Below are 26,237 nucleotides of genomic sequence, written 5' to 3'. Positions count from 1 at the left end.
GCCAGCATTTAGTGAGGCCGTTCGCCGCGCTTCACCATCGGCTTCGGCAGCCGCCAGCGGCGCATCTGCATGGTCCGGCGGACCGCGTAGAAGCTGATCCCCTTGACCGGTTCCTGCGGGAACTTGACCCGGATCAGCTTCTTCAGCCCCGCCGTCAGCAGGAACCAGTCGGCCGCGATCAGCAGGATCATGAACAGGAACAGCAGGTTCACCATCCCGGCCAGCCACGGGAACTGCGGCGAGAACACCACGCCGACCAGCGACACCACCAGCAGGATCGGCAGCGCGAACTCCATCACCGAGTACCGGGCGTCCACGTAGTCGCGGGCGAACCGCCGGACCGGGCCCTTGTCGGCGGCCGGCAGGTACCGGTCGTCGCCGGTCTGCATGGCCTGCTGCATCTTGGCCCGCTCGGTCCGCATCTTGTCCCGGCGGATCGCCGAGGCCTCCTTGCGGTTCCGCGGCTTCTTGAACGCCGCCTTCCGGGCCGCCTCCGCTTCCTTGCGGCTCGGCGTCGGCCGCCCCTTGCCGCCCGGCTTGCCCTGGGGCTCGGCGGGTACGGTGGTAGCTGTCTCAGACTTGGTACGACGGAACACGGGGTCAGAACCTCATTCGCAGGGCAGGACGCGAGTCGGGGTGGTCCCCGGACCTTCTACCACTTTATCGGGGCCTGTCCCGATGGTGTGGTGACCCGGTGGGACATAGGGTGGACGATACGCACGCCGGGTCGTCAGGCCGGCACAGAAGGGGTACGGATATCGATGAGCATCTTCAAGCGGATGTCGACGATCTTCAAGGCCAAGGCGAACTCCGCCCTGGACAAGGCCGAGGATCCTCGCGAAACCCTTGACTACTCGTATCAGAAGCAGCTCGAGCTGCTGCAGAAGGTACGCCGTGGCGTGGCCGACGTGGCCACCAGCCGGAAGCGGGTGGAGCTGCAGGCGTCGCAGCTGCAGTCCCAGTCGGCGAAGCTGCAGGAGCAGGCGCAGAAGGCGCTCTCGATGGGCCGCGAGGACCTGGCCCGCGAGGCCCTGACCCGCAAGTCCGGCCTGCAGGGCCAGATCGACGACCTGCAGACCCAGCACGCCCAGCTGCAGGGTGAGGAGGAGAAGCTCACGCTGGCCTCCCAGCGCCTGCAGGCGAAGGTCGAGTCGTTCCGGACCCGCAAGGAGACCATCAAGGCCACCTACACCGCGGCCGAGGCGCAGACCCGGATCAACGAGGCGTTCTCCGGCATCTCCGAGGAGATGAGCGACGTCGGCCTCGCGGTCCAGCGGGCCGAGGACCGGACCCAGCAGATGCAGGCCCGGGCCGGCGCGATCGACGAGCTGCTCGCCTCCGGCGCGCTCGACGACGCCACCGGCACCAGCAAGGACAACATCACGCTCGAGCTCGAGCGGATGTCGTCCGGATCGGACGTGGAGAGCGAGCTGGCGGCCATGAAGGCCCAGCTGTCCGGGGGCAGCAGTGCGCCCAAGGAGCTCTCCGGTGAGGGCCAGCAGACCGCTCAGCAACCCGCCCAGCCAGTGCAGCAGCCGGCCACCCAGCCTGTCACGGAGCCGGCGCGACCCCAGGACGGAGATGTTCGGTGATCGTTCGCATCATGGGTGAAGGCCAGTGGCGACTGGCCGACGACAAGCTGGACGCGCTCAACGCGGTCGACGGCGACCTGGAGAAGGCCGTGTCGTCCGGCGACGAGACGGCGTACCAGAGCGCTTTCGCGGCGCTGCTGGACTTCGTCCGCTCCGGCGAGAAGGTGCCGGACAACGAGCTGCACGACTCCGACGCGATCCTGCCCCCGTCGGACAGCTCGCTCGCGGAGATGCGCGAGCTGATCAGCGGCGACGGCCTGATCGCCGGCTGACAGCCTTCGGCGGCCAGTGCCCCGACCCGGCGATTGGTCACTTGAAGTAATCGTTTGAGACCTCCGGGAACCCGAATTAGGGTTCCCGGAGGTCTTTGTTTTACGGAACCTGGGAGTCGGGTGACCCGGCGGTAAACACTCGCGTCCGACGCTGTTTTCCGCCGCGACCTCGTAGTACTCTCTGGTTCACGTCGTTGTGGGGGCGACGTTGGACGAGGTCCGTGACGGGGTGTGGGTTGGTCACGGGTTTCGGTTTTTCACCTGTGGGGGGTGACTGTGCGTGACTGAATTTGTCATGTCCGAGGGGTTGGCCGATCCGGCTGATCTACGGCCGGCGCCGTCGGGGGAACGACGTCGGCCGGTCTGGGTGGTTCCGGACGAGGTTCCGGCGGTGGTGCCACGCGCGGCGAGGTTCACCGAGGCGCGCTGGGTCGCGAAGTACCGCTGGGCGGCGCTCGGCGGGGACCTGGTGGCGGCGCTGTTCGGGGTGTCACTGGCGCTCGTGGTCCGGTTCGGTGCCCAGATCAACTTCGGCTACGTGCTGCTGGGGGCCGCGCTGCCGATCGCCTGGCTGGCGTGTGTGGCGCTGGAGCGGGGTTATGAGACCCGCTACTTCGGCACCGGACCGGAGGAGTTCCGGTCGATCATCCGGGCCGCCGTCGCGCTGACCGCCGTGGTCGCCGTGACGTCGTACGCGACCAAGAGTCAGGTGGCTCGTGGATTCGTGGTGCTGGCGGTCCCGATGACCTGTTTCGCGGCGATGTTCGCCCGCTGGCTGCTGCACCGGCAGATCTCGAAGCGCCGGTTCGCCGGTCGCTGCATGCGCCGGGTACTCGTTGTCGGGCGCAACGACCAGGTGACCACGCTGCGCCGGCACCTGGAGGAGCGCAAGACCGACGGGTACGTCGTGGTCGCGAGCTGCCTGCCGCGCGGCGACGTACCGGAGGAGCCGGAGCCGGAGCGGCTGGGCCGCGCCGAGATGGACATCCTGAAGGCGGTCGACGAGTGGGACGTCGAGGTGGTCGCGGTGGCCGCCGACCCGGAGCTCGCCGGGCACTCGCTGCGGAAGTTGTCCTGGGCCCTCGAACAGCGCGGAGTCGAGCTGATCGTGTCGCCGGGCATCGTCGAGGTCGCGGGTCCGCGGATCTCGATCCGGCCGGTCGCCGGGCTGTCGCTGCTGCACCTGGAGCGGCCGTCGGTGAGCGGCGGCCCGCATGTGCTGAAGAACATCTTCGACCGGGTGGTCGGCTGCCTGCTGATGCTGGCGCTGACGCCGCTGCTGCTGGTCACGGCGCTGCTGGTGAAGCTCACCAGCCGCGGCCCGGTGCTGTTCCGGCAGACCCGGGTCGGCCGCGGCGGCGAGCAGTTCCGGATGCTGAAGTTCCGCACGATGGTGGCCGACGCCGAGGAACGCAAGGCCGAACTGCACGCGCTGAACGAGGGCAACGGGATCCTGTTCAAGCTCCGTGACGATCCGCGGGTGACCCGGATCGGGCGGTACCTGCGCCGGTTCTCGATCGACGAGCTGCCGCAGCTGGTGAACGTGCTCCGCGGGGACATGTCCCTGGTCGGGCCGCGGCCGCCACTGCCCGCCGAGGTGGCGCAGTACCAGCTCGACGACGCCCGCCGGATGCTCGTGAAGCCGGGGCTGACCGGTCTCTGGCAGGTCAGCGGCCGCAGCGATCTGACCTGGGAGGAGTCGATGCGGCTCGACCTGCGGTACGCCGACAACTGGTCGATCGCGCTGGACCTGCTGATCCTGTGGAAGACCGCCCGCGCCGTCCTGGGGAGTGACGGTGCTTACTAGGGACTTCGATCAGACGATGGTGGTCCACGCCGCCGCCGGGGACCAGGGGGCGTGGAGCCGGCTGGTCGACCACTACGCGCGGCTCGTCTGGGCCGTGACCCGCAGCTTCCGGCTGACCGACAGCGACGCGGCCGACGTGTCGCAGATGGTCTGGCTGCGGCTGCTCGAACACATCGACCGCGTCGACCCGGCCCGGGTCGGCGCCTGGCTGGTCGTCACCACGCGCCGGGAGTGCCTGCGGGTACTGGCGTTCCGCAAGCGCGTGCTGCTGACCTACGAGGCGACGGCGTTCGAGGAGGTGGCCGGGGACCAGCCGGAGCTGGACGCCGACCTGCTCGCGGGCGAACGCGCCGACGACGTACGGCGGGCGCTCGAAAGCCTGCCGGACCGGTGGCAGCAGCTGCTCGGCATGCTGATGGCCGACCCGCCGGCGCCGTACGCCGAGATCTCCGCGACGATCGGGATCCCGATCGGCAGCATCGGCCCGATCCGCGGGCGCTGCCTGGAGAAGCTCCGACTGCTGCTTGCCTCCTGAGGCAGCAGACGCGGTCCGGACCGCCGCTACAGCATCACCCAGGCGGTCCGGACCGAGCGTTGCGTGCCGGCAGGCCACCGGAGCAGAAAGCTGACCAGCCGGGTGGCCTCGTCGCCGCAGGCTTCCACTACGACCGGCCCGGCGGGTAATACCCGCAGTTCCACGCCCACCTCGGTACGTTCGACGTCCATCGTGACGCCGTACCCGGTGAACCGCAGTCGGCGTACCCCCTCGCTTCCGGGCGTGTCGACCAGGCTGTCGAAGACCAGGTCGAGGACGCCGACGTCGGGGTCGTGCCGGTCGAACGCGGCGTACCCGATCGAGCGGAGCATCGCGATCTGTTCGCCGGCCGCCCGCTCCATGCCGATCAGCGCTCCCCGTTGACCTTGATCACGCTGTCCTGGTCCTGCCCGTACGGCGCGCCCTGCCAGGCCGCCCAGTTCACCGAGTTGCCCTGCTCGTGGACCATGAAGTTCCACGGGCCGCTGTAGGTGTTGGAGAAGAACCGGTTGCCCTGGTGGAACGTGATCGCGTCCTCGACGGTGCGGGCCTTGTACGGCGACCACTCCGGGAACGTGCCCCAGTTCGAGAAGATGCCGTTGTACCCGCAGCCGGTCCGGGACGCGCACTTGTCGCCGAGGTTGTCGGGTTCCAGGGTGAACACGTTGTCGTGCACGCGGACGTTCTGCGTCTTCCACCGGCAGTCGCTGAGGTACGGCGGATTCTTGATGTTGGTTGCGTTGCAGGTCTGGTCGTTGGCCACGGACTGGTTCACCAACGGGCTGGATCCGCTGCTGGTGTTGGCGGCGGAGCCCGCGAACCGGTCGGCGTTCTCCCACAGGATCACCCCGGCCCAGTTGTCGGTGAACACGTTCCCGCTGACCTCGAAGGTCTGGTTGAACATCCCGGGGACGCGCTTGTCCGCGCCCGACTCCGAGATGTACAGCGCCGGTGTCGGGAACCCGACGTTCGTCGGTCCTTTGCCGATTCCGTTGCGGATGAAGGTGTTGCCGCGGATCGACGCGTTGTAGCTGATCTCGTAGATGAGGCCCTCGGCGTAGTTGTTCGCGATGTAGTTGCCCTCGATCGAGAACGCGGTGTTGTTGGTGTCCGCCCACATCCCGGCGCCGCGGTTGTCGTGGATCCAGTTGCCGCGGACGATGGCGCCGCTGACCGCCCAGAACTTCCCGCCGCCTGTGCAGCCGCAGCCGGGGCGGACGGTCTCCCAGTCGTCGGTGTTGTTCCCGGTGACCTCGTTGCCCTGGATCGTGATGCTGGCGACGCGTTGCGGGTTGTACGCGTTGAAGCCGTACTGGCCGTTGTCCGCGAGGCAGTTGCCGCGGATCACGTTCCGGCTGCCGATCATGACGCCCGCGCCGGCGTTGTGCTGGATGGTGTTCGCCTCGATGGTCCAGCCGGTCGCGGAGTCGTGGTTCACCACGCCCTCGTCGTTGTTTCCGCGGGCCTTGCCGAAGTTCTGGATGGTGAGGTGGCTGATCACGACGTTCTTGGCGGAGCCGGTGAACGCGTACCGGTTCCGGTTCGCGCCGTCCAGGATCGCTCCGGGCGCGCCGAGGTAGTGGTTGCCGTCCTTCGGGATCACCTGGACGAACTCGTCGTCGGGCAGCCGGTGCCGGCCGGGCGACAGCCAGAACGTCGTACCGGCCGGGGACTGCGCGGTCAGGCTCGACAGGTTCTGCGTCGTACTGACCACGACGGCGCCCTTCGGTGCCTGGGCCGGGCCGGCCAGGGCCTTGCTGTTGCCGCAGATCCTGGCCGGGGGAGCGGTCGGTGCCTTGACGGCTGCGACTGTGGCCGGCCCGGTCGGCGTCCCCTGGTCCGCCTTCCGGGTGGGGCGGCCGTCGGCGACCAGTGCGCCCGCTGACAGTCCGCCGACGAGCAGCAGGATGCCGCCGGCGACGAGGGTTCGTCGCTGCCGGTACCACGCGGCTCCACGGCCGGACGGGGCACGTTGTTCCATGGTTGTTCCTTCGGGGGCCAGGGCGGGCGGGTGCTACCGGGCGTGCACCGGGTTCGCGCGGGCGAACCGGTAGATGTCGAGCAGTTGCCGGAGATTCCGCTGCGGGGCGTGCCGGTTCTCGTACGTCGACCGCGCGTTGCGGCCGAGGTCGTCGTACCGGTCGGGGGACGTGTCGACGTCGAGCAGGAGTTTCGCGAGCTCGTCGGGGCGCCGGGGGTCGAACAGCGCGCCGTCGACGCCGTCGGTCACGAGTTCGGGGAACGACCCGTGGCCGGCGGCGAGCAGCGGTACGCCGACCGCCATCGCCTCGACGACCACCAGCCCGAACGTCTCCTCCCACTCCGACGGCAGGACGACGGCACGGGACTCGCGCATCAGCCGGAACACGTCGGGCTTGCTCATCAGCCCGCGGAGCTCGACGGACGGCCGGTCCGCGGCCCACGCGGTCACCTCGTCCAGCAGCGGGCCGCCGCCGGCGATCACCAGCTGCAGCGCGTCGTCGCCGGCGATCTCGCGGTACGCGTCCCAGCCTTTCATCAGCAGCGGTGCCCCCTTCGGAGCGTCGAGCCGGCCAACGTACGTGACCTGGCGGCGGCGCGGGCCGCCCAACGGACCGTCGTACGGGACGTAGTTGTAGCGGACGAAGCTGCGGTCGCTGTCGAAGTCCAGGCCGGCCAGGAGTTTGCGCTGGGACTCCGAGACGAACAGGTACGCCGACACCAGGTTGCGCCAGCTGCGTCGATGGGAGCGTGTGTTGAGCACTGTGGTCGCTGTTGCGAGCTTGGAGCCGCGGTAGCAGCTGTGAGCGACCGCGGGGATCGGGCTGCCGCCTGCACAGTCGTGACAGACGGCACCGTCGCGGTAGAAGTCACCGCTGGCGCATAGGAGCTTGTAGTTGTGCAGCGTGATGACAACAGGCACCTGGGCGTCCCGGCACGCGTAAAGCACGGACGGGCTGAGGACGGGGAACGTGTTGTGGATGTGGACGACGTCGGGCTTGAACGTACGCAGTGTTTCGCCCAGATCGCGTTTGCTGGCAGGGTTCCAGACCACTCGGGCGGGCAGTGTGGCCTTCTTCCAAGCCGGCCACTGCTCGAGCTCGTCGCTGTGCCGTTCGAACAGGTCGACGTCGTGGCCGAGTGCTGCGAGTGCCTCGCGTTCCTGGTCGACGACCCGGTTCTCACCGCTCGGTGCTGTGGAACGGTACCTGTTGTGCACCAGCAGGATCCTCATTCGGCACCTTCCTGCGCTGGTCGCGAGTAGACGAGTGAGGCGGCCAGAGTGAGTTCCAGCAGGTACGGCGAGGCCTCGCTGAGCCCGCTCTCCGTGAACGACGCGACGACGCAGTACGCGACGATGAACAGCGCGGCCGCGCGCCGTGGACCCTGCGGCGTGAACCAGGCGCCGATGAACACGAACAGCACCATGGCGATGCAGAACGACACCCCGAGCAGCCCGACGTCGTAGTACGTGCCCAGCCAGTTGCTGTCGATCGGGAGGCCGTTGAACGACTTGTTGGACAGGCCGAAGCCGAACAGCGTCTGCCAGGTCGTCCGTGGTTGCGCGAGGATCGCGTCCCACACGAAGGTGCGCCCGGTGAGTGCGGTCACCTGCTCGGTGTCCTGTCCACGCGCCAACCAAGTCGTTACCAACGATCCAGCGGTCAGCGCACCGATCGAGAAGACACCGATGCCGATGGCGAACGACTTGCGGACCCGCGAGCGCGCGGTGAACAGGCTCAACCCGGCAACCACGGAACCGACCAGCAACGCGACCAACGCTGTCCGGGTGTGGGTCAACAGCAGGACAGGGACCGCTGTGAGCACACTGGCGAGTGCGGGCCCGCGTTTGAGCAGCCCTGACATCCAGAGGACTCCGGTCAGCCCGGCAGCCATTGCTGCGTAGTGCCCGGTCTGGGTAGGCGGAATCGGCCACACCATGCCGACCAGCCGCCCGTCAGGCCTGGACGCACCAGGAGCGATCAGGAAGCCGAACACGACCGAGCCGACGATGCACCACAGCACCAGAAGATGCGTCCGTACCAGTAATAGGTCCCGGCGGGTCCACCACGGCGTCAGTAGCCACAGCACCGTGATGAAAAGGAACAGCCGTGTCGACCGGTAGAGCGCACTGACCAGGAACTCCGAGCGCAGGCTCGCGACAACCGCCTCCGTGGCGAGCAGGCTGGCCAGGAAGACGTAGACGCTCGGACGGATCCGTGCCGGACGGTTGACGGTCAGTACCAGCAGTAAGGCGAGCGGCAGCGCCCCCTGCGCGATCAGCTTGCCGACGATGCTCGGGAACGGGATGAGCTGCAGCGAGCCCGGGAAGTACGTCAGGACGTTCATCACCAGCAGAGCCCAGACCAGCTGGACGCGGCGCCGACGCCGGCGTTCCGGGGTGACGGCCCGGAACCCCGGCTTCGGCAGCAGCCGGGTCCGGATCGCGGCGACAGTACTCATCGCGAGAACATCTCGAGGTCGACGGCCGGGCTGGACGCCTCGGCGTCCGCCACGCCGACGCCTTCGTCGGTACGGTCCGCGTTCAGCACGATCGCGGAGTCGATCTCCAGCCCGGCCAGGCGAACCAGCTCGCCGGTCGCGCGGACCTTGGCGGCCGTCGACCGGCCGGCGGTCACCACGACGGCGGCGCGGGACGCCCAGGTGCCTAGGTGGTCGGCGCCGATCGCCGGCGACAGGGTCGCGAGCGTCAGGACCAGATCGGCCGCGTCCCAGGCCGCGTCGAGCTGGACGTCGGCCGACCCGTTCGACCGGTTGTTGTCGCCGAGCCGTAGGTAGCAGCCCTCCGGCGGCAGGCCGTCCGGCTCGGGCAGGAACACGTCGATCCGCCGGCCGGGCTGGCTGAACTGCGAGTCCCGCGTCCCCGGCTGCTTCACCCCGAGCTTCTGCGCGAGCGCCCCGGTCCCGGTCAGGTCCGCGACCAGCACGTGCTTGCCCTCTTCGGCCAGCGCGACCGCACGCGCCGCGACCGCGAGCGCACACGCCGGTACGTCGTCCACGCTGACCACCACGAGCGCCGGAGTCGGCCGCTTCGCCCAGATGATGCGCTGGCCGAGGTGTTGCGACAGCAGCTGGATCTCCGGATTCCCCGCCTGCGACAGGCGCAGCACTCCTCCGAACGGCAGCCAGTTGCGCGGCGGTCGGCCGGTACTGAGCCGCACCCGGGCGCCGAGCGCGTTCGAGATGTCCTGGCGTTTCCACAGCCGGTCCGAGATCAGCGCCCGTACGACGACGAACCCGAGGCCGAGGAACAGGCCGCCGATGAGTCCGGTACCGGCCTTGATCGCGAGGTTGCGCTTGGCGTGCACGAGCACCGGGCTCGGGGCGTCGAGCAGCCGGCTGGAGTTCATCTTCGACGCCTGCGTGCTCTGGTCGAGCAGCTGCTGCTGGATGAACCGGTACTTGTCGCCGGCCGCGTTGAACCGCGCCATCTCCGGGCTGTTCGGCAGCTTCGGGTTGTTCGGGTCGTCGCCGCTGGCAACGACCGCCTGCCGGGCGAGCGCCAGCTCGTTCTGCGACGCGGCCAGGTCCTTGGCCAGCGGGCCCTCGTCGAGCCCGATCTGCTCGCGGCGGAAGATCAGGTACGTCTGGGCGATGATCGTCGCGAGCTTGGTGGCCTGCTCGTCGGTCTTCGCCTGCGCCTGGATCTGCAGCACGCGGTCGGTCAGCATGGTCGCGGTGTAGTCGGCGAGCAGCTGGTCCGGCGTGTCCGGCAGCTTGAGCAGCGCGATCGTCCGCTCCGCCACCGTCCGGCTGGTGGCCAGGCTGATCTCGGTCGCCATCGCCTTCGCCGGGTCGTCGCCCTCGCGGGTGGTGACAAGTACCCGGGCCGCCGCCTGGTGGGGGGCGGGCAGCAGGAAGTACGTCGCCAGCCCGCCGGTGAAGCCGATGATCGCCAGCACCATCCAGATCCGCGCGTGCCGGACCACGGCGTCGCGCAGGAACCGCAGCGTGACCAGGCCTTCGGGCGGGTTCGACGTGGTCGGCTCGGCGGCGAACAGGCCGTCGTCGTCCTCGGCCCAACTCGTGACGGGCTGATCGGAGAACTGCTGGTTCGTCATCGGGTCCGCCTTGCCGTGCCGGTGAGGAGCGTGGGCAGCCGCGAGCCGGCCCGCCGCTGCGCCAGGGCGACCCGGCCGACCGTCCGGTCGGACGGATCCGGATCGGTGACCACCAGGCCGTCGATGGTCCGGTCGTCGGTTGCTGTCGCGACCGCGAGCCTGGCCAGTTCCTCGGCGGTCACGGTGCCGGCCGAGAGCGCGACGATCGTCCGGGTGGTCCGCTCGCTGTCGTCCAGGTGCGGCGCGTCGCGGTCCACCAGCACCAGGTGGATCTCGAGCGCGACCTGGCCGGACGGCTTGTCGTGGTGCTGGTCGATCACCAGCGAGGTCGAGATGCCGACCGTCCCGGCGAACGCGGCCAGCTGCGGCCCGAGCGGCCGCGCCTTGCCGTCGTCGGCGAACGAGATCACGGTCAGCGAGACCTGCTGGCCGCCCTTCGCGTCCAGCGCGAGGTTGTGCAGGACCTTGCGCAGCGCCCACGCGTCGACCGCGGTCGGCGAGTAGTGCTCCAGCAGGTTCGCCCAGTCCGACGGATCGTTCGCCCGGTACGACGAGACCGACGCGAGGACCGGGATCCCGACGGCGTCCGCGATGTCGTCGCGCAACCGGAGCCGGCGGTCACCGCGGGCCCGGGCCAGGACCAGGACGGCACCGGCGATGGCACCGAGCAGCGCGCCCAGACCACCGTAGATGCCGGTGTGGACGAGCATGCTGCCGCCCTGCGCGTTGACCGCCTGCTCCAGCATGCGTGCGCCGGTCCGCTTGCCCAGGTCGCCGGGCAGCTTCTGGTCGGTCGTGATGAACACCAGGTAGACCTGGGCGACCGCGTTGGCCAGCTGGACCGCCTGCTTGGCCGTCGTGCCCTGTGCGTCGATCCGGATGACGTCCTCGGTGACGGCTGTCGCCTTCACCCGCGTCCGGGCCTGCTCGGTGGACAACGCCGGCGTCACGTTCTGGCCGGCGCTCAACAGGACCGGTCCGCTCCCGGCGATGTACACCTGCGTGTCGATGCTCTGGGCGTTCGAACTGATACCCGAAGCGGACTCGGGCGGCGGCGGGAGCACGACCAGCGACGACGCGTTGTACATCGGCGGTTGGACGAAGGCGTACCCGATCCCCGCCAGCAGTCCGACCACGGCAACCGCCCCCACCAGCAGCCGATGCCGCCGGATCGCCTGCCACGACTTCTTCACGTCCAACTGCTGCGCGCTCACAGGCCCCCTCCAGGATCCGTCTGAAGTAATAGAGGGGCGGAGGCAGGTACTGATACATCCGTCAGAAGCGGAACGTCGTCACTGCCGGGATGCCGGCGGGCAGGGTGCCCGTGCCGAGCAGGGTCGTGCTGGGGACCTTGTGGCCGAATCGCGGTGAGTACCAGCCCAGCAACGGATCGTTGCTGCCGTGGAAGGTCGTCCAGGCCAGTTCCGCGGGCAGTTCGACCACAGCCGAGCCGTTCGGCCATTCCAGTTGCCCCGTGTCCTGGTCGAAGCTGACCTCGGGTCCCAGATGCCAGGCGATGCGTACGTCGCCTGTTGCGTTCAAGGTGTCTGCTACGCGGAGCACTGCGTTCTCAAGGGTTGCAGTACGTCGGTGCGTGACCGGGGCGTAGCCGTCGTGTTCGGCTTCCCACGTGGTGGGGGAGCGGTGCAGGACCTGGCCAGTTGCCCCGCGCAACCAGAGGAACGGGCCGCCCCAGGTGGACTGTTCGGTGCCGGCGACTTCCACGGTGTTGTGGGCGATCGTGGAGCGGAAGTAGTCCCGCCATTCCGCTTCGCCGTGGTAGCAGTACGTTCCGGGATCCGCCAGGACATCAACGCCGTCGACGCGGACCTCCAAGGAGAGCGCATCGGAGTGGGCGTGGGCTGCGATGGACAGAAAACCGTGCGGTCCGGCGTCTGCACGGCACCAGATGTCCTTACTGCGCAGGATTGTCAGGCCGGCGTCGCTGAAGTGGCCTGGGCGCTCGGCGGGTCTGTCTGGTTGCTGGCCGTGCACCAGGGCGCCGACGATCACCGACGTCGCAGTAGTTGGGCTTTCTGGCCACCAGGGCGCTCTGCCGACCACGGCGGTGCCCAGCGAGAGGTACGCCGACCACGTGCTGATGTCGGGCGGGTCGAGGACCAGGACCATGCCCTCGTCGTCGTCGCCTTGGCGTGGTGGGCGTAGGCGGTTGTCGACGATGGCTGCGGCCGCGTCGAGCGTTCGGGCCAGCAGGGCCCACGTTTCCTGGCTGAGCGGGCGGCCGGCATTGTCGGCTTCCACGGCGGCGTACAGGCCGAGTTCTGAGACGAAGCGGTGGTAGTCGGTGGCCAGCTCGCGGTTGAGGCCAGAGGGGAACGTATTGGCTTCAAGTTCCTTTTCCAGCAGGGCTGCGGCGTTGGCGCGCCAGCGGTCGCTCTTGGTGAACCATGGGAATGCACAGGCACCTATGAGCTGTCCAGCTGCCTCAGCGATCACATGGTTGTTGGCTGAGGAGCCGTGGCTCTGGAACGCGGCCAGGTACCGCTGGTGCCAGTACAGCTGCTGCAGGGCCAGCTCGTTGTGCTCGAACAGGTCTGTGATCTCGGGCCAGTCGTTGAGCAGGCGTCTGATCCAGGTCCAGCTGATCAGCCGCAGGCCGACCTCGATACCGCTGGCCCAGTGCACCCCGGACAGGAACGGGTTCGTCCGCCACCAGTCGTTCAAGTGGTCGGCCACACGTTCGGCGTACCGGTCGTCGTGGGTCAGGTACCAGGCGGCGGCCAGCTGGGTCAGGTGGTGGTGGCGGGACAGCTCCCACACCTGCTTGATATTGCCGACCGCTTCCTCGTTGCGGTGGTTCAGTTTGAACACGTACTGCGTGGGGTCGGAGCGGCGGCCCGTGACCGGGTCACGGAACCAGTCGGGCGCCGTGAGGTCGGTCCGATAGACCCCTAACACCTCGAGATTGCCCGCCATGATCGCGTCGGCCGCACGGATGACCGCCTTACGGGCATCTTCCGGTACGGCGCAGGCGATGTGCGGCGGGAGCGTCGTACTGAACGGTCTTTCGCGTCGGAGCGGCAGGGTCAGCTTTCCGTCCTGCCCGGGCCGGACCTGTTGGTAGGCCCAGGCAGTGCGGCGTCCGGCATCGCGGGTGCGCTGGATGAGTTCGGTGGGGGACATCCTGCGCAGGCGGCGGACGTACCAGCCCAGAGGCTGGCGGCTCACACGACCTCCGGCTTGCCGGAGGCCAGGCTGCGGTCGACGGCGATCGTGGCGCGGGTGGTGGCGACGAGCTGCTCGAACGGGATCGGCATCGGGGCGCCGGTGCGGACCGCCGCGACGAAACGCTCCAGCTCGTTGCGCTGGCCCTTGTCGGTACTGCGGGACTTGCGGGTGACGGGTTTCCGCCCGGACCACACCGCCGCCCGCTGGAAGTTGTCGAAGCGCGCGTTCCGGCCGCCACCGGTGACGTCGATCGTCTCCTTCGGGAAGCGCGCGTTGCCGCCCGCGACGTACGTGATCGTGCCGACGGAGCCGTTCGCGAACCGGAGCGTGACGAGGACATCGCCGGCGTCGGGCCCGGGGACGGCGTACACCTCGGTCGGGAGGCTGTTCAGCCACCAGGTGAGGGTGTCGACGAAGTGCCCGCCCTCGCCGGCGAACCGGGTCCCTTCCTTGCCGGCGTCGAGGTACCAGCTGGTGGAGTCGAGTTTGCCGGCGTTCACGAGGTACCGGATCGAGCTGTTGCCGCCGGGTTCGCCGAAGCGGTGCCGCAGATCGGCCAGCAGCGGCGCGAACCGGCGGTTGAACCCGACCATCAGCCGATCGTTGCCGGTGGCATCCACGGTGGCGACGACCCGGTCCAGCTCCTCGTCGGTCAGCGCCAGCGGCTTCTCGACGAAGACGGCCTTCCCGGTCTCCAGCGCCCGGCACGCCAGCTCGGCATGGGAGCTGTGCCGTGTCACCACGAACACCGCGTCCAGCGAGTCGTCCGCCAGTACGTCCTGCGCGTCGGTCCCGACCTCCTCGAAACCGAACCGCCGCTGCGCGTTGGCCGCCGACAACGACTTGTTCGTCGCGACCCGCCCGAGTACGACCTGCTCGTCCTTCTGCAGATGAGGCAGCAGCATGCTCGACGCGTAGTTCCCCGCTCCGACGAACCCCACCCTTACAGCTCCGCCGCTCGTCGGTTTGGTGGTCGACTGCCGCGGACGGGTGTCGATGTGCTGAACGGCTTCCTCTTCCTTCGGGTACTCGAACAGGAAGCCGACACCGGGGTACGTTCCGGTGCTGAGCTTCTGGTACACGTCGGTCGCGTCGGCGATCGGGAAGGTGTTCGCGATCAGGCCGCCGACGTCGATCTGCTCCCGGGCGATCAGGTCGACGAAGCACTCCAGGTTGCGGCGTTCGGTCCAGCGGACGTAGCCGGCCGGGTAGTCGATCCCCTCCAGCTCGTACCGGTCGTCGTACCGCCCAGGTCCGTACGACCGCGAGAACCGGACGTCCAGTTCCTTGTCGTAGTACGCGTTCCACGGCAGGTCCAGCTTGGTCTTGCCGATGTCGACCACCCGCGCGCGGTCCCGCGCCAGCCGGGCGGCCGTCTCCACCGGGCCGTTCGAGTGCCCACCGGCGGCCAGCAGGATGTGGTCCGCGCCGAGCCCGTTGGATGCCTGCAGCAACGACCGCTCGAGCGCGGCGACCCCGGCCTCGTCGGCGCCCGCGCAGTACAGCGCGCCCGCCTTCTCGGCCATCCGGCAACGGTCCGCGACCGTGTCGATCCCGAACACCCGCACGCCGGCGGCCACCAGCAACCGGACCACCAGCTGGCCGACCAGACCCAGCCCGATCACCACCGCGGTGTCACCCAGCTGCACCTCGGCCTGCCGCACGCCCTGCATGGCGATCGCGCCGACGGTCGAGAACGCGGCCTGCTCCGCCGGCACGCCGTCCGGCACCGGCACGCACAGATTCACCGGCACCCAGTTGTACTCCGCGTGCAGCGCGAACTCGTTCCCCGCCGCGGCGACCAGCTGCCCGACGCTGAACTCCTCGGCGCCCGCGCCGGCTTCCACGACCACACCGCACAGCGAGTACCCGAGTGGCGTGTAGGAGTCGAGCTTGTTCATCACCTTCTTGTACGTACTCGTCAGCCCTTGCTGTGCGACCGTGTCCAGCACCTTGCGCACCTGGTCGGGCCGCGCCTTCGCCTTGCCCACCAGCGAGAGCTTCGCCTCGCCGACCTTCATCAGCTCGGTCCCGGTCGAGATCAGCGAGTACAGCGAACGGACCAGCACCCCGCCCGGCGCACAAGCCGGCGGCGGTACGTCGAGGACCGCCAGCTCGCCGGACTTGTAGTTCTGTGCAACCTGCTTCATGTCCGTCCTTCATCCAGAGGTGATGGTCACGCCCAGGGCGCGCATGTGCCGCGTCCACGTCTCCAGCGTCAGCAGCTGCCAGATCTGTTTGGAGTAGTCCTCGCGGCCGGATCGTTCATTGTCGACAATCTGCTGAACGGCGGACTGCCGCAGGAACCCGCTCCCGACCAGCTCGCCGCGGAGCAGCACGTCGTCGACCAGTTCGCGCAGGTCGTTCCGCACCCAGGCCCGCAACGGCGCGCTGAACGACGCCTTCGGCCGGTAGATGATCTCCTTCGGCAGCCACTCCTCGGCGGCCTGCTTCAGCGCCAGTTTGCTCACCCGCCAGTGGATCTTCGACTGGATCTTCGCGCTCCCCGGGATCGAGAACGCGGCTCGCGCCACGACCGGGTCGACGAACGGCGTCCGTACCTCGGTCGACGCCGCCATGCTCGCGCGGTCGGTGTACGTGAGGTTCAGCCCGGGCAGGAACATCCGGGAGTCGGCCAGGCACATCCGGTTCACATGATCGTCGAGCGCGTTGTCGTGGTAGATGTCGCTGTGTTCGGCGAGCAGCTTCCCGACGTACGGGTCGAGGTCCGGGCTGATCAGCCCGGCGAGCTGGTCCGCGTCGTACATCGTGTAGCTGCGCCGGAACGCCTCTTCCTCGGGCAGGTTCGCGAACGTCTCGAACCGCTTCGCCCAGCGCGCGTACCGCAGCCCCCGACCGTTGACGGTGACCGGCAGTCGTCGCACGGCAGGCCCGACCATGCCGTTCCGCAGTACGCCGGGGAGTCGTTGGTACTGCGCACCCATCACGCAGGCGAGATGCTTGCGGTACCCGCCGAACAGCTCGTCGGCGCCCATCCCGGACAGCAGCACCTTCACGCCGGCGGCGCGGGCGGTGTCGCACATCAGCAGCGTGTTGATCGCGGCCGGGTCGCCGATCGGCTCGTCCAGATTGTCAACAATCCGCGGAAGCAGCTCGACGACGTCCGGCGCGATCTCGATCTCGTGCAGCTCGATCCCGAACTGCTGCGCGACCTTGCGCGCGTAGATCGCGTCGTCCGGCATCGCCTCGAGCTTCTGGTCCTGCGCCCGGAACGTGATCGTGTACGAGTCGATCCCCGGATCCAGCTGCTTCGCCAGGACCGTCACGAGGCTCGAGTCGAGACCGCCGCTGAGGAACGTCGACACTCCGACATCGGCGACCAGGTGCGCGGCGACCGACTCCTCGATCACCTGGCGCAGGTCGGCCGGCGGACCTGCCGCGGCCTCGGCGGCGACGTCCGCGACCCGCCAGTACGTCTCGTTCCGGCTGGTGCCGTCCGGGCGGAACTCCGCCCACGATCCCGGCGGCAGCTTCTCGACGCCGTCGATCGCGCAGCGCTGCTCGGGCAGCCAGTAGTACAGCATCGACGCGATCAGCGCGCCGGGTTCGGTGCGGAGCTCCTTGCCGACCGCGGTCACCAGCGCCTTCAGCTCGGACGCGAAGATCACGCCGTCCTGGCGGCGAAGGAAGTACAGCGGCTTGATGCCGAGCGGGTCGCGGGCCAGGTACAGGCTGCCGCTGTCCTGGTCCAGCATCGCGAACGCGAACATTCCGCGGAACCGGGTAAGCGACTCCGGACCCCACCGGCGCCAGGCCTCGAGCACGACCTCGGTGTCGCTCTGGGTGCGGAAGTGCACGCCGGACCTCGACAGCTCGGCCCGGATCTCCTTGTAGTTGTAGAGCTCGCCGTTGTAGCAGATCGTCAGCCCGCGCTTGCTGAACGGCTGGTCCGCGGCGGCCGACAGGTCGATGATCGACAACCTGCGATGCGCGAGGTACGCCCGCACGTCGCCCTCGTCGAACGCGTACACCTGGTCCGCGTCCGGGCCGCGGTGCGCGATCCGGTCGCTCATCGCCTCCGCGAGCGCGAAGCCGTCATGCTGCTGGTAGCAGCCCGCGATGCCGCACACGTCAGGACCCCGTCTTGACGCCGGCGACCGTGCCGACCCGGCTGACATGCCCGGTGAGCCGGTCGTACACCTCGAGGTACGCCTTCTGCTGGTGCCGCCACGCGAGGACCCGCTCGACACGTTCCCGGCCGAGCTTCGCCATCCGGCGCCGGCGGACCTCGTCGTCGAGCAGCGCGACGATCGCCTCGCCGTACTGGGCCACGTCGTTCGGCTCCACGTACACCGCGGCGTCGGCGGCCGACACCTTCGTCTCCACCAGGTCGAACGCGACGACCGGCAGCTCGAACGCCATGTACTCCATGGTCTTGTTCATCGTCGACACGTCGTTGAGCGGATTCTTCGGGTCGGGGGACAGCCCGAGGTCCGCGGTGGACATCACCGCGCGCACGGTCTCGTCCGGCACCCGCCCGGTGAACTCGACGTACTCGCCGAGCCCGAGCTCGTCGCGGAGCGCCACCACCTCGTCGAACGAGTCGCCGCCGCCCATCAACGTGAACGCGATGTCGGTGCGTTGCAGATTGTTGACAATATGATCGGCGGCCCGGACCACGATGTCGACGCCGTCCTGCGGACCCATCACGCCGATGTACGTGACCAGGTGCTGGTGCCCGCGGCGGAGCGTGTCGTCCGGCGTACCGCGGCGGAGCTTGTCCGGGTCGGGGCCGGTGCGGACCACGGTCACGTCGTGGTTCGCCTTGCCGCTGCGGGTGATCGCGATCCGGCGGTACGAGTCGTTCGTCGAGATCACGTGGTCGGCCTGGCGGTGCGTGGTCCGCTCGAGGAACCGCAGTCCCTTGTACGGAAGGCTCGCCGTACCGCCGAACCGGGACTGGAAGAGCTCCGGGCACAGGTCGTGGTGGTCGAACACGAACCGCGTGCCGTCGAGGCGGCGCAGCAGCATCGCGATCGGCCAGAAGATGTCCGGCGGGTTGCACGCCTGCAGGACCTTGAACCGGCCGGCCTTGCGGGCCCGGAACACCAGGCGGAGCGTCATCAGGAACGAGTACGCGTACTCCCAGACGAAGCTGATCTTGCTGCCACCCGGTGCGTACGCCTTGTACTTGTGCACGGTCACGCCGTCGATCACGTCGTACGACGGATCGCCCGGGCCCTTCGGGCACACCACGGTCACGTCGTACCCGGCCGCCACCAGCGCCTGGCACTCCAGCCAGACGCGGCGGTCGAACGGCACCCAGAGGTTCTGGATGACGATCAGCACCCGCGGACCGCTCACCAGCCCACTCCTTCGTATCCGGGCAGCGCCTCGACCTCCGCACCCAGCCGGCCGCCCAGGTCGATCGTCCGGGCCGGCGGGTTGTCGAGCAGCGCCTCGACCGCGGCGGTGTCGGTCGCGGAGACGATCGCCAGGTCGGCGCCGGCCAGCGCGGCGTGTGGATCGTCGGTCAGGACCCGTTGCAGGTGTGGCAGTTTCGACTGGACGTGGCGCAGGTTCGCGCCGACCAGGCGGGTCGGGTTCACGATCGCGTCGTAGATCCGCAGGTTGTAGCCCTTGCCGATCAAGCGCTCGGCGAGTTCGACGTTCGGGCTCTCGCGGAGGTCGTCGGTGGCGTGCTTGAAGCTCAGCCCGAGCAGCGCGATCTCGCGGCCCGGTCCGGCGATCACCCGGTCGACGATGTCGCGGACGCTGCGCTCGTTGGTGGCGAGTGCGCCGGACAGCAGCGGGAGTTCGGTGTCGTTCATCCGCGCCAGGTGCAGGACGCTGCGCAGGTCCTTCGGCAGACACGAGCCGCCGAACGCGAAGCCGGGCTTCAGGTAGTACGGCGAGATGTTCAGGCTGGTGTCCTGCACGAAGATCTTCATCACCTCGCGCGAATCCACGGCGAAGTGCCGGAAGATCCGGCCCATCTCGTTCGCGAACGACACCTTCGTGGCGTGGAACGCGTTGCACGCGTACTTCAGCGCCTCGGCCGTCCGAATGTCAACAATCTGCACGTCTTTGCCGAGGAACGCGAACAGGTCGGTCAGAGCGGTACCCACCCGTGCGTCCCCGGTGCCGACGACAACGAACGGCGGCGCGTAGAAGTCCGCCAGCCCCGACCCCTCCCGCAGGAACTCCGGGCACATCGCCGTACCGAACGTCAGCCCGTCCGCCGCCGGCACCTCGGCCAGCACCCGCGCCACGACCTCGTCCACCGTCCCCGGCGGGACCGTGCTCCGCACCACGATGCTGTGGAACCCCGACTCCGGCCGTACGACGTCCCGCGCCGCCTCGGCGATGTCCCGCACCGCCCGCTTGATGTAGGTGAGATCCGTACTCCCCGCCGCGGTCGACGGCGTACCGACACAGATCAACGAGACATCGGCACCTTCCAAGGCCACCCGCGGATCGGTGGTCGCCCGCAACCGCCCCGCCGCAACCCCGGCCGCCACAAGCTCGTCCAGCCCCGGCTCGACAACCGGACTGTCTCCCCGCGCAATCGGCTCCACCTTGGCGGTGTCGACGTCCACCCCCCACACCTCATGCCCGGCAGCAGCCAGACAAGCCGCCGTCACCGACCCCACATACCCCAAGCCGAACACGGCAACTCTCATAACGCCCCCCACAGGCAAGATCCCGACGTCCCCACGCCCCAGCGCCCATGAGAGCACCCACCCCACCACGCTGATACACCCCTACGGAAACTTCCCGCGGGAAATCCCCTCCGGAAACTATCCTGGGTCACGGAATGTGCACGCGCCCGCGGACATCGGAGTACTCATGGAAGCCCAGTTCAAACTCCCGAACGGTGACACCCTGCACGTCATCGACACCGGTACCGTCGGCCGGACCCTGGGCAGAATCCTCCAGCTCTTCCGCTCCGGTGAGAACGAGCCGGTGTTCTTCGGTGACGAGCCGAGGCCCGAGGGCGTCGTGATCACCTTCGAACAATGGGCCGAGTACGAGCGCCTGAGGGAAGACGCCGAGTCCGACCGCAAGCTGGAGGACCTCACCCGCGCGCGCCTGGCGAACGCACGCCCGGAGGACTACGTGCCGTACGACGAAATGCTGCGGGAGTGGGGACTGGACGAACCCGAGGGCGGCGGTGACAAACGGTGAACTACCGCCTCACCGTTCACCCCGAGCTGCGCCAGGAGGTCAACCAGCTGTACGCCGCCTGGAAGCAGGATCCCAACAGCGACGCCGGCCGCGAGTTCGAGGCCTTCCGAGACGGTATGGCAGCGCTCCGTGACGGCCGCGAGGGTGAGTACATCAGCAAGCAGCTGAGCTACGGCCCGTCGTCGCACGACCTGCGGGACGCGGCCGAGATCAAGGTGGCCGTCTTCGACGAAGGAGGTACGGCGGCGCGTCCACGTCCGTCGCACAGGATGGTCTACCGGGAGTTCGACCCGCTCCCGCAGATTGAGGACGGCCGCGTGGTGCGGGATCCGAACGCACAACCCGTCCGGCAGATCGTGGCGTTCAACCATCGCAGCATGGATCCGGCTGCGATCGCGGGTGAGCGTCTCGGGCGGCACCGTGGCAAGCAGGAACCGAGTCTGCACGGCCTGACCGGCGGCGGTGGCCCGAGCGTCGGACCGCAGCGCCCCGGCGTCCAGACGACACCGCATCGGCTGCCGATGCCTCAGGACGTGCTGCAACAGGTTCTCCGCGACAGTCCGCCCGCTGGTACTGCGCCGCCCCCGGCCGGGGCGCCGCCGGCGAGCGTCGACCGGCCGGCGGGGCCGGGTGCCTCCCGGTCCCAGGAGCGCTGACTGTTTCCGGTCTTTGTCTCACCCCCCAAATTGGCTGTATCAGGGCGGGTTTCCGTTGATCTGTATTGGGCGACGGGACTTGTGGGGTGAGGGGATGGCGGGATGAGGGTTCTGGTTGCGGGGGATCGGGGTTATATCGGGGCGGTGATGGTGCCGTTTCTGCGGGGGCTCGGGCATGAGGTCGGGGGGCTGGACTCCGGGTTGTACGAGGGATGCGACCTGTTGGGTGGGCCGGAGGACATCGGGGGGCGGGCGCCGCGGGATCTGCGGGATGTGACGGTGGCGGACGTTCGGGGGTACGACGCGGTCGTGTGTCTGGCGGCGTTGTCGAACGATCCGCTCGGGAATCTCGACAAGGCGGCGACGTACTCGGTCAACCTGGACGGGACGCTGAACCTCGCCCGGGCCGCGAAGGACGCGGGGGTCCAGCGGTTCCTGTTCGCGTCGTCGTGCAGTTTGTACGGCGCGGCGGGGTCGGAGGCGGTGGCCGAGGACGCGGAGTTGTTCCCGGTGACGGCGTACGGAGAGACGAAGGCGTTGGCGGAGCAGGAGTTGTCGAAGCTCGCCGACGACAACTTCAGCCCGACGTACCTGCGGAACGCGACCGCGTACGGCGCCTCGACGCGGCTGCGGCTGGACATTGTTGTCAACAATCTGACAGCGATCGCGGCGACGTCCGGGCAGGTGCGGCTGGAGAGTGACGGCACCCCGTGGCGGCCGCTCGTGCACATCGAGGACATCAGCCGCGCGTTCCAGGCGGTGCTGGCGGCGCCGCGGGAGAAGGTCCACGACGAGGCGTTCAACGTCGGCCGCGCCGAGGACGTGGTGCAGGTGCGCGACATCGCCGAGATGGTCCGCGAGGCGGTCCCGGGGTCGACGCTGTCGATCGCGGACGGCGCCGGGCCGGATCTGCGCAACTACAAGGTGGACTTCGGCAAGCTCGACGACACGTTCCCGGACCTGAAGCTGCAGTGGTCGGTCCGCAAGGGCGTCGACGAGCTGTACGACGCCTACCGGCGGCACGGCCTCACGCTCGACGACTTCAACTCCGCGCATTTCGTCCGGTTGCGCCGTATCCAGCAGCTGCTCGACGCGGGACTGGTCGACGGCCGGCTGCGCCGCAGCACCGACGCGCAGTTCCCCGGACCGAAGGAGCTGGCCCGATGACCGATCCAGCCTGCCGGCTCTGCGGTGAACCGCTGACGCAGACGTTCGTCGACCTCGGCATGTCGCCGCCGTGCGAGAGCTACCTGCGCACGGACCAGCTCGACAGCGGCGAGACGTTCTACCCGTTGCATGTGCGGATCTGCGGCAACTGCCTGCTCGTCCAGCTGCCGGCGTACGTCGCGGCCGACGACGTGTTCAGCGACTACCTGTACTTCTCGTCGTACTCGACCAGCTGGGTCGAGCACGCCCGCCGGTTCGTCGTCGACATGCAGGAGCGGCTGGACCTCGACGAGAACAGCTTGATCGTCGAGGCCGCCAGCAACGACGGCTACCTGCTGCAGCACGCGGTCGCCCTCAAAATCCCGGTGCTCGGCATCGAGCCGGCCGCGAACATCGCGAAGATCGCCAACGAGAAGGGCATCCGCACCGAGAGCTACTTCCTCGGCGAGGCGACCGGCCTCGACGCGGCGGCCCGGCACGGGAAGGCGGATCTTGTCGTCGGCAACAACGTGTTCGCGCACGTCCCGGACATCGTTGACTTCGCCAAGGGTCTGCGCGCGCTGGTGAAGGACGACGGCCTGGTGTCGCTCGAGTTCCCGCATCTGCTCCGGCTGATCGAGAACCGGCAGTACGACACGATCTACCACGAGCACTACCAGTACCTGACCCTGAAGACGGCGGCCGAGGCCTTGAGCCGCGCCGGCCTCACGGTGGTCGACGTACAGGAGCTGCAGAGCCACGGGGGTTCGCTCCGGGTGTTCTCGTCACCCAGCGGCGAGCCGACCGAGCTGGTCGGCAAGGTGCTGCAGGACGAGCAGGACGCCGGGCTGCACACCGTCGAAGGCCACCTGGGGTTCGCCGACGAGGTGTTCACGATCAAGTCCGACCTGCTGGAGTTCCTGATCCAGGCGCGCCGCGACGGCAAGACCGTGGCCGGGTACGGCGCTCCCGGCAAGGGCAACACGCTGCTCAATCACTGCGGCATCCGCGAGGACCTGCTGCCGTACACGGTGGACCGCAGCCCGCACAAGCACGGCATGTACCTGCCGGGCACGCACATCCCGATCTTCGCCCCGGAGCGCCTGGCCGAGACGCGCCCCGACTACATCGTGATCCTGCCGTGGAACCTGCGCACGGAGATCGTCCACCAGCTCGGCTACGCACGGGACTGGGGCGCCAAGTTCGTCGTACCGATCCCAAAACTTGAAGTGATCTAGTCCGTTCCGGGGGGAAGGGAACACCGCAATGAAGGTCGTGATCTTCTGTGGGGGGCACGGGCTGCGGATGCGCAGCGGCGTGGATTCCGCACCGAAGCCGATGATGACGATCGGCGACCGGCCGGTCCTGTGGCACGTGATGCGGTACTACGCACACTTCGGGCACACCGAGTTCATCCTGCCGCTGGGGTTCGGCGGGAAGTCGGTGAAGGAGTACTTCCTGCGCTACGAGGAGACGGTCTCGAACGACTTCGTGATGACGAAGGGCGGGCAGCAGATCGAGCTGCTCGAGTCCGACATCAGCGAGTGGAAGATCACCTTCGTCGACACCGGGATCGACACGAGTATCGGTGAGCGCCTGCGCCGGGTGCGCCCGTACCTGGAGGACGACGACGCGTTCCTGGCGAACTACGGCGACGTGCTGACCGACGCGCCGATGGACAAGATCGTCGACCACGTGATGACCAGCGACATCACGGCCAGCCTGCTCGCGGTGCCGCCGCAGGCGTCGTTCCACGTCGTCGAGTTCGGGACGGATTCCCGGATCACCGGGCTGCGCTCGGCCGCGGACCTGAACGTCTGGATCAACGGCGGGTACTTCGTGCTGAAGAAGGAGATCTTCGACGTCTTGCACGAGGGCGAGGATCTGGTCGGGGACGCGTTCCCGCGGCTGGCGGCGATGGGTCGGCTGGAGGCGATCCCGCACCACGGGTTCTGGGCGCCGATGGACACGCTCAAGGAACGCAGCGAGCTGGAGGACCTGTACCGCTCGGGCAAGAAGCCGTGGGCGTTGTGGAGCCACCAGACGTCCCCGATGGCGGCGGTCTGATGCTTCCGTTCCAACTCGGCCTGATCGACGGGCCGGTCCACCTGGTTGCCCTCGGCGCCCATCCGGACGACATCGAGATCGGCTGCGGCGGCACGTTGCTGAAGCTGGCCGAGTCGGTGCCGGAGCTGTCCGCGGAGTTCGTGATCGCGACCGGTACGCCGGTCCGCCTGGAGGAGGCGCGCCGGGCGGCGGAGCTGTTCCTGCCGGAGTGCGACGTCACCGTCACGTCGGCGGAGCTGCCCGACGGCCGGCTGCCGGCGTACTGGAACCGGACCAAGGAGTTGCTGGAGGCAACGGCCCGTAGCAGCCGGCGTGCCGACCTGGTGCTGGCACCGAGCCGGACCGACGCGCACCAGGACCACCGGCTGCTCGCCGAGCTGGCGCCGACGGTCTGGCGCAACCACCTCGTGCTGCACTACGAGATCCCCAAGTGGGACGGCGATTTCAGCCGCCCGTGGCTGTACGTCGAACTCACCGAGGAGCAGCTCCGGGACAAGATCGCCCTGCTGCACAAGGCGTATCCGTCCCAGGTGCCGCACGACTGGTTCGACGAAGAGGTGTTCGCGGGGCTGGCGCGGCTGCGGGGCATGGAGTGCCGGGCGCCGTACGCCGAGGCCTTCACGACGGCGAAGGCGACGTTGACATGGTGAGCTTCAGGTGTCGCGGGTGTGCGGGCGAGGACGTCGTACCGGTGGTGGATCTGGGGGAGCAGCCGTGTGCGGACCACTTCCCGCCGGCGGACGACCCGGGACCGGATCCGCGGTGGCCGCTCTCGTTGTGGTTGTGCCGGGGGTGCACGTTGGTGCAGCTCGGGCCGGTGGAGCCGCAGTTGCCGGAGGAGCCGCTGGCGGTGGAGTCGGCGACGAGCCGCCGGCATGCGGAGGCGTCGGTCAAGGAGATCCTGAGCGATTACCCGGACCTGAAGGTGGTGTTCGAGTTCGGCAGCCCGCACGGGGGTTCGTGGCTCGAGCACCTGCACGCCGGGGGGTGCCGGCCCGCGCACAGTGACGAGCAAGCGGATCTGGTCGTCGACGTGCACGGGATCGTGCACGAGCCGCAGTACGGCGAGATGCTCAAGCTGCGGGCCGAGCGGCTGGCGCCGGGCGGGCTGCTGGTGATGGAGTTCCACCACCTGCTGCCGTTGTTCGTCGGCAACCAGTTCGACACGATCCGGCACGGCCACTGGGTGTACATGTCGTTGCGCGCGCTCCGGAACCTGGCAGCGCTGCACGGCCTCACGGTCGAGTCGGTCCGGCAGGTCGAGATGTACGGCGGCAGCCTGCTCGTGATGCTCCGGCATGCCGCGGACGCCCGTCCGGACGCGTCGGTCGACGTGGTGCTGGAGGACGAGGACGCGGCCGGCATCGCGGACGAAGTACAGCTCGGCACGTTGCAGGAGGCCGCGTGGCATGCCGCCGGTGCGCTGCACGACGAGCTGGCCCGGCACCAGGCCGCGGGGCGGACGGTCCTCGGGTACGGCGCGCCGTCGAAGGCGCCGCTGCTGCTCGACATGAGCAAGGTGACGACGGACCTGCTGCCGTTCACCGTCGACCTCGCGGCCGGCAAGCACGGCCGGCGGATCCCCGGCAACGGGCTGGTCCCGATCCGCCCGATCGCCGAGCTGACGGCGGCCCGGCCGGACGTCGTACTGGTCCTGACCTGGGACATCGCCGACGAGATCATCACTCAGTTGGAGGCCGGCGGCGGCTGGGGTACGACGTACCTCGTGCCGCTCCCGGAGCCGCACGAGAGGGGGCTCTGA

At 68.8% G+C, this 26,237-nt stretch carries 23 protein-coding genes; 11 read left to right on the top strand and 12 right to left on the bottom strand.

Features of this window, described 5'->3' with window-relative positions; genetic code table 11:
- Positions 1-8: 8 nt before the first annotated feature.
- Positions 9-596: a DUF3043 domain-containing protein gene (locus ACXJJ3_RS07355; protein WP_458169209.1), complete on the bottom strand. Its 588-nt coding sequence runs from the start codon at positions 594-596 to the stop codon at positions 9-11.
- Between the two features lie 165 nt (positions 597-761).
- On the opposite strand from ACXJJ3_RS07355, the gene ACXJJ3_RS07350 reads away from it, so the two are divergent.
- The 4 genes from ACXJJ3_RS07350 to ACXJJ3_RS07335 all read left to right on the top strand — a co-directional run bounded on the left by ACXJJ3_RS07350 (position 762) and on the right by ACXJJ3_RS07335 (position 4,206).
- Positions 762-1,592: a PspA/IM30 family protein gene (locus tag ACXJJ3_RS07350; protein ID WP_458169208.1), complete on the top strand. Its 831-nt coding sequence runs from the start codon at positions 762-764 to the stop codon at positions 1,590-1,592.
- The gene (pspAA, locus tag ACXJJ3_RS07345; RefSeq protein WP_458169207.1) at positions 1,589-1,864 is read left to right on the top strand and encodes a PspA-associated protein PspAA; all 276 of its coding nucleotides are present in this window, start codon (positions 1,589-1,591) and stop codon (positions 1,862-1,864) included. Before ACXJJ3_RS07350 ends, pspAA begins: the two co-directional genes overlap by 4 nt.
- A 280-nt stretch (positions 1,865-2,144) precedes the next feature.
- Complete coding sequence (locus tag ACXJJ3_RS07340; protein ID WP_458169206.1) at positions 2,145-3,671, top strand: sugar transferase; 1,527 nt, start codon at positions 2,145-2,147, stop codon at positions 3,669-3,671.
- The gene (locus ACXJJ3_RS07335; protein WP_458169205.1) at positions 3,661-4,206 is read left to right on the top strand and encodes an RNA polymerase sigma factor; all 546 of its coding nucleotides are present in this window, start codon (positions 3,661-3,663) and stop codon (positions 4,204-4,206) included. Before ACXJJ3_RS07340 ends, ACXJJ3_RS07335 begins: the two co-directional genes overlap by 11 nt.
- Before the next feature lie 26 nt (positions 4,207-4,232).
- On the opposite strand, the gene ACXJJ3_RS07330 is transcribed toward ACXJJ3_RS07335, so the two are convergent.
- From ACXJJ3_RS07330 to ACXJJ3_RS07280, 11 genes are all read right to left on the bottom strand, one after another.
- Positions 4,233-4,568: a hypothetical protein gene (locus ACXJJ3_RS07330; protein ID WP_458169204.1), complete on the bottom strand. Its 336-nt coding sequence runs from the start codon at positions 4,566-4,568 to the stop codon at positions 4,233-4,235.
- Positions 4,569-4,573: 5 nt separating this feature from the next.
- Positions 4,574-6,187: a right-handed parallel beta-helix repeat-containing protein gene (locus ACXJJ3_RS07325; RefSeq protein ID WP_458169203.1), complete on the bottom strand. Its 1,614-nt coding sequence runs from the start codon at positions 6,185-6,187 to the stop codon at positions 4,574-4,576.
- Positions 6,188-6,220: 33 nt separating this feature from the next.
- Positions 6,221-7,420 (bottom strand): glycosyltransferase, encoded by a 1,200-nt coding sequence (locus ACXJJ3_RS07320; RefSeq protein WP_458169202.1) that lies wholly within the window; start codon positions 7,418-7,420, stop codon positions 6,221-6,223.
- Positions 7,417-8,649 (bottom strand): O-antigen ligase family protein, encoded by a 1,233-nt coding sequence (locus ACXJJ3_RS07315; RefSeq protein ID WP_458169201.1) that lies wholly within the window; start codon positions 8,647-8,649, stop codon positions 7,417-7,419. The genes ACXJJ3_RS07320 and ACXJJ3_RS07315 overlap by 4 nt, the downstream gene beginning before the upstream one ends.
- Positions 8,646-10,268 (bottom strand): hypothetical protein, encoded by a 1,623-nt coding sequence (locus ACXJJ3_RS07310; RefSeq protein ID WP_458169200.1) that lies wholly within the window; start codon positions 10,266-10,268, stop codon positions 8,646-8,648. Before ACXJJ3_RS07310 ends, ACXJJ3_RS07315 begins: the two co-directional genes overlap by 4 nt.
- The gene (locus ACXJJ3_RS07305) at positions 10,265-11,482 is read right to left on the bottom strand and encodes a Wzz/FepE/Etk N-terminal domain-containing protein (protein ID WP_458169199.1); all 1,218 of its coding nucleotides are present in this window, start codon (positions 11,480-11,482) and stop codon (positions 10,265-10,267) included. The genes ACXJJ3_RS07310 and ACXJJ3_RS07305 overlap by 4 nt, the downstream gene beginning before the upstream one ends.
- Before the next feature lie 61 nt (positions 11,483-11,543).
- Positions 11,544-13,457 (bottom strand): alginate lyase family protein, encoded by a 1,914-nt coding sequence (locus tag ACXJJ3_RS07300; RefSeq protein WP_458169198.1) that lies wholly within the window; start codon positions 13,455-13,457, stop codon positions 11,544-11,546.
- Positions 13,454-15,607, bottom strand: a complete 2,154-nt coding sequence (locus tag ACXJJ3_RS07295) for a bi-domain-containing oxidoreductase (RefSeq protein ID WP_458169197.1) — start codon at positions 15,605-15,607, stop codon at positions 13,454-13,456. Before ACXJJ3_RS07295 ends, ACXJJ3_RS07300 begins: the two co-directional genes overlap by 4 nt.
- 9 nt (positions 15,608-15,616) lie before the next feature.
- On the bottom strand, positions 15,617-17,548 hold the full coding sequence (gene asnB, locus ACXJJ3_RS07290; protein ID WP_458169196.1) for an asparagine synthase (glutamine-hydrolyzing): 1,932 nt from the start codon (positions 17,546-17,548) through the stop codon (positions 15,617-15,619).
- Position 17,549: 1 nt separating this feature from the next.
- Complete coding sequence (locus ACXJJ3_RS07285; protein ID WP_458169195.1) at positions 17,550-18,782, bottom strand: glycosyltransferase family 4 protein; 1,233 nt, start codon at positions 18,780-18,782, stop codon at positions 17,550-17,552.
- A complete protein-coding gene (locus ACXJJ3_RS07280) occupies positions 18,779-20,101 on the bottom strand; it encodes a UDP-glucose dehydrogenase family protein (protein ID WP_458169194.1) in 1,323 nt (440 codons plus the stop codon). The genes ACXJJ3_RS07285 and ACXJJ3_RS07280 overlap by 4 nt, the downstream gene beginning before the upstream one ends.
- 166 nt (positions 20,102-20,267) lie before the next feature.
- On the opposite strand from ACXJJ3_RS07280, the gene ACXJJ3_RS07275 reads away from it, so the two are divergent.
- The 7 genes from ACXJJ3_RS07275 to ACXJJ3_RS07245 all read left to right on the top strand — a co-directional run bounded on the left by ACXJJ3_RS07275 (position 20,268) and on the right by ACXJJ3_RS07245 (position 26,237).
- Complete coding sequence (locus tag ACXJJ3_RS07275; RefSeq protein WP_458169193.1) at positions 20,268-20,606, top strand: hypothetical protein; 339 nt, start codon at positions 20,268-20,270, stop codon at positions 20,604-20,606.
- Complete coding sequence (locus tag ACXJJ3_RS07270; protein ID WP_458169192.1) at positions 20,603-21,262, top strand: hypothetical protein; 660 nt, start codon at positions 20,603-20,605, stop codon at positions 21,260-21,262. Before ACXJJ3_RS07275 ends, ACXJJ3_RS07270 begins: the two co-directional genes overlap by 4 nt.
- 102 nt (positions 21,263-21,364) lie before the next feature.
- Entirely contained in the window at positions 21,365-22,429 is a 1,065-nt protein-coding gene (locus tag ACXJJ3_RS07265) for an NAD-dependent epimerase/dehydratase family protein (RefSeq protein WP_458169191.1), read from the top strand.
- Complete coding sequence (locus ACXJJ3_RS07260; protein WP_458169190.1) at positions 22,426-23,646, top strand: methyltransferase domain-containing protein; 1,221 nt, start codon at positions 22,426-22,428, stop codon at positions 23,644-23,646. The genes ACXJJ3_RS07265 and ACXJJ3_RS07260 overlap by 4 nt, the downstream gene beginning before the upstream one ends.
- 28 nt (positions 23,647-23,674) lie before the next feature.
- Positions 23,675-24,475, top strand: a complete 801-nt coding sequence (locus ACXJJ3_RS07255) for a glucose-1-phosphate cytidylyltransferase (RefSeq protein WP_458169189.1) — start codon at positions 23,675-23,677, stop codon at positions 24,473-24,475.
- Entirely contained in the window at positions 24,475-25,125 is a 651-nt protein-coding gene (locus ACXJJ3_RS07250; protein ID WP_458169188.1) for a PIG-L deacetylase family protein, read from the top strand. Before ACXJJ3_RS07255 ends, ACXJJ3_RS07250 begins: the two co-directional genes overlap by 1 nt.
- Positions 25,119-26,237, top strand: coding sequence for a class I SAM-dependent methyltransferase (locus tag ACXJJ3_RS07245; protein WP_458169187.1), 1,119 nt, complete (start codon positions 25,119-25,121; stop codon positions 26,235-26,237). The genes ACXJJ3_RS07250 and ACXJJ3_RS07245 overlap by 7 nt, the downstream gene beginning before the upstream one ends.

Source organism: Kribbella sp. WER1, from assembly GCF_054189145.1.
Note: the sequence above shows the minus strand (reverse complement) of the source record. Positions and strands in the feature narration are given on the sequence as shown.

Bases quoted from the DNA above. Each gene is read 5' to 3' on its own strand.
- ACXJJ3_RS07310 (WP_458169200.1), bottom strand. From the start codon at position 10,268: ATGACGAACCAGCAGTTCTCCGATCAGCCCGTCACGAGTTGGGCCGAG.
- ACXJJ3_RS07255 (WP_458169189.1), top strand. From the start codon at position 23,675: ATGAAGGTCGTGATCTTCTGTGGGGGGCACGGGCTGCGGATGCGCAGC.
- ACXJJ3_RS07260 (WP_458169190.1), top strand. From the start codon at position 22,426: ATGACCGATCCAGCCTGCCGGCTCTGCGGTGAACCGCTGACGCAGACG.
- ACXJJ3_RS07245 (WP_458169187.1), top strand. From the start codon at position 25,119: ATGGTGAGCTTCAGGTGTCGCGGGTGTGCGGGCGAGGACGTCGTACCG.
- ACXJJ3_RS07315 (WP_458169201.1), bottom strand. From the start codon at position 8,649: ATGAGTACTGTCGCCGCGATCCGGACCCGGCTGCTGCCGAAGCCGGGG.
- ACXJJ3_RS07280 (WP_458169194.1), bottom strand. From the start codon at position 20,101: ATGAGAGTTGCCGTGTTCGGCTTGGGGTATGTGGGGTCGGTGACGGCG.
- ACXJJ3_RS07250 (WP_458169188.1), top strand. From the start codon at position 24,475: ATGCTTCCGTTCCAACTCGGCCTGATCGACGGGCCGGTCCACCTGGTT.
- ACXJJ3_RS07330 (WP_458169204.1), bottom strand. From the start codon at position 4,568: ATGGAGCGGGCGGCCGGCGAACAGATCGCGATGCTCCGCTCGATCGGG.
- ACXJJ3_RS07265 (WP_458169191.1), top strand. From the start codon at position 21,365: ATGAGGGTTCTGGTTGCGGGGGATCGGGGTTATATCGGGGCGGTGATG.
- ACXJJ3_RS07275 (WP_458169193.1), top strand. From the start codon at position 20,268: ATGGAAGCCCAGTTCAAACTCCCGAACGGTGACACCCTGCACGTCATC.
- ACXJJ3_RS07320 (WP_458169202.1), bottom strand. From the start codon at position 7,420: ATGAGGATCCTGCTGGTGCACAACAGGTACCGTTCCACAGCACCGAGC.
- ACXJJ3_RS07350 (WP_458169208.1), top strand. From the start codon at position 762: ATGAGCATCTTCAAGCGGATGTCGACGATCTTCAAGGCCAAGGCGAAC.
- ACXJJ3_RS07325 (WP_458169203.1), bottom strand. From the start codon at position 6,187: ATGGAACAACGTGCCCCGTCCGGCCGTGGAGCCGCGTGGTACCGGCAG.
- ACXJJ3_RS07295 (WP_458169197.1), bottom strand. From the start codon at position 15,607: ATGAAGCAGGTTGCACAGAACTACAAGTCCGGCGAGCTGGCGGTCCTC.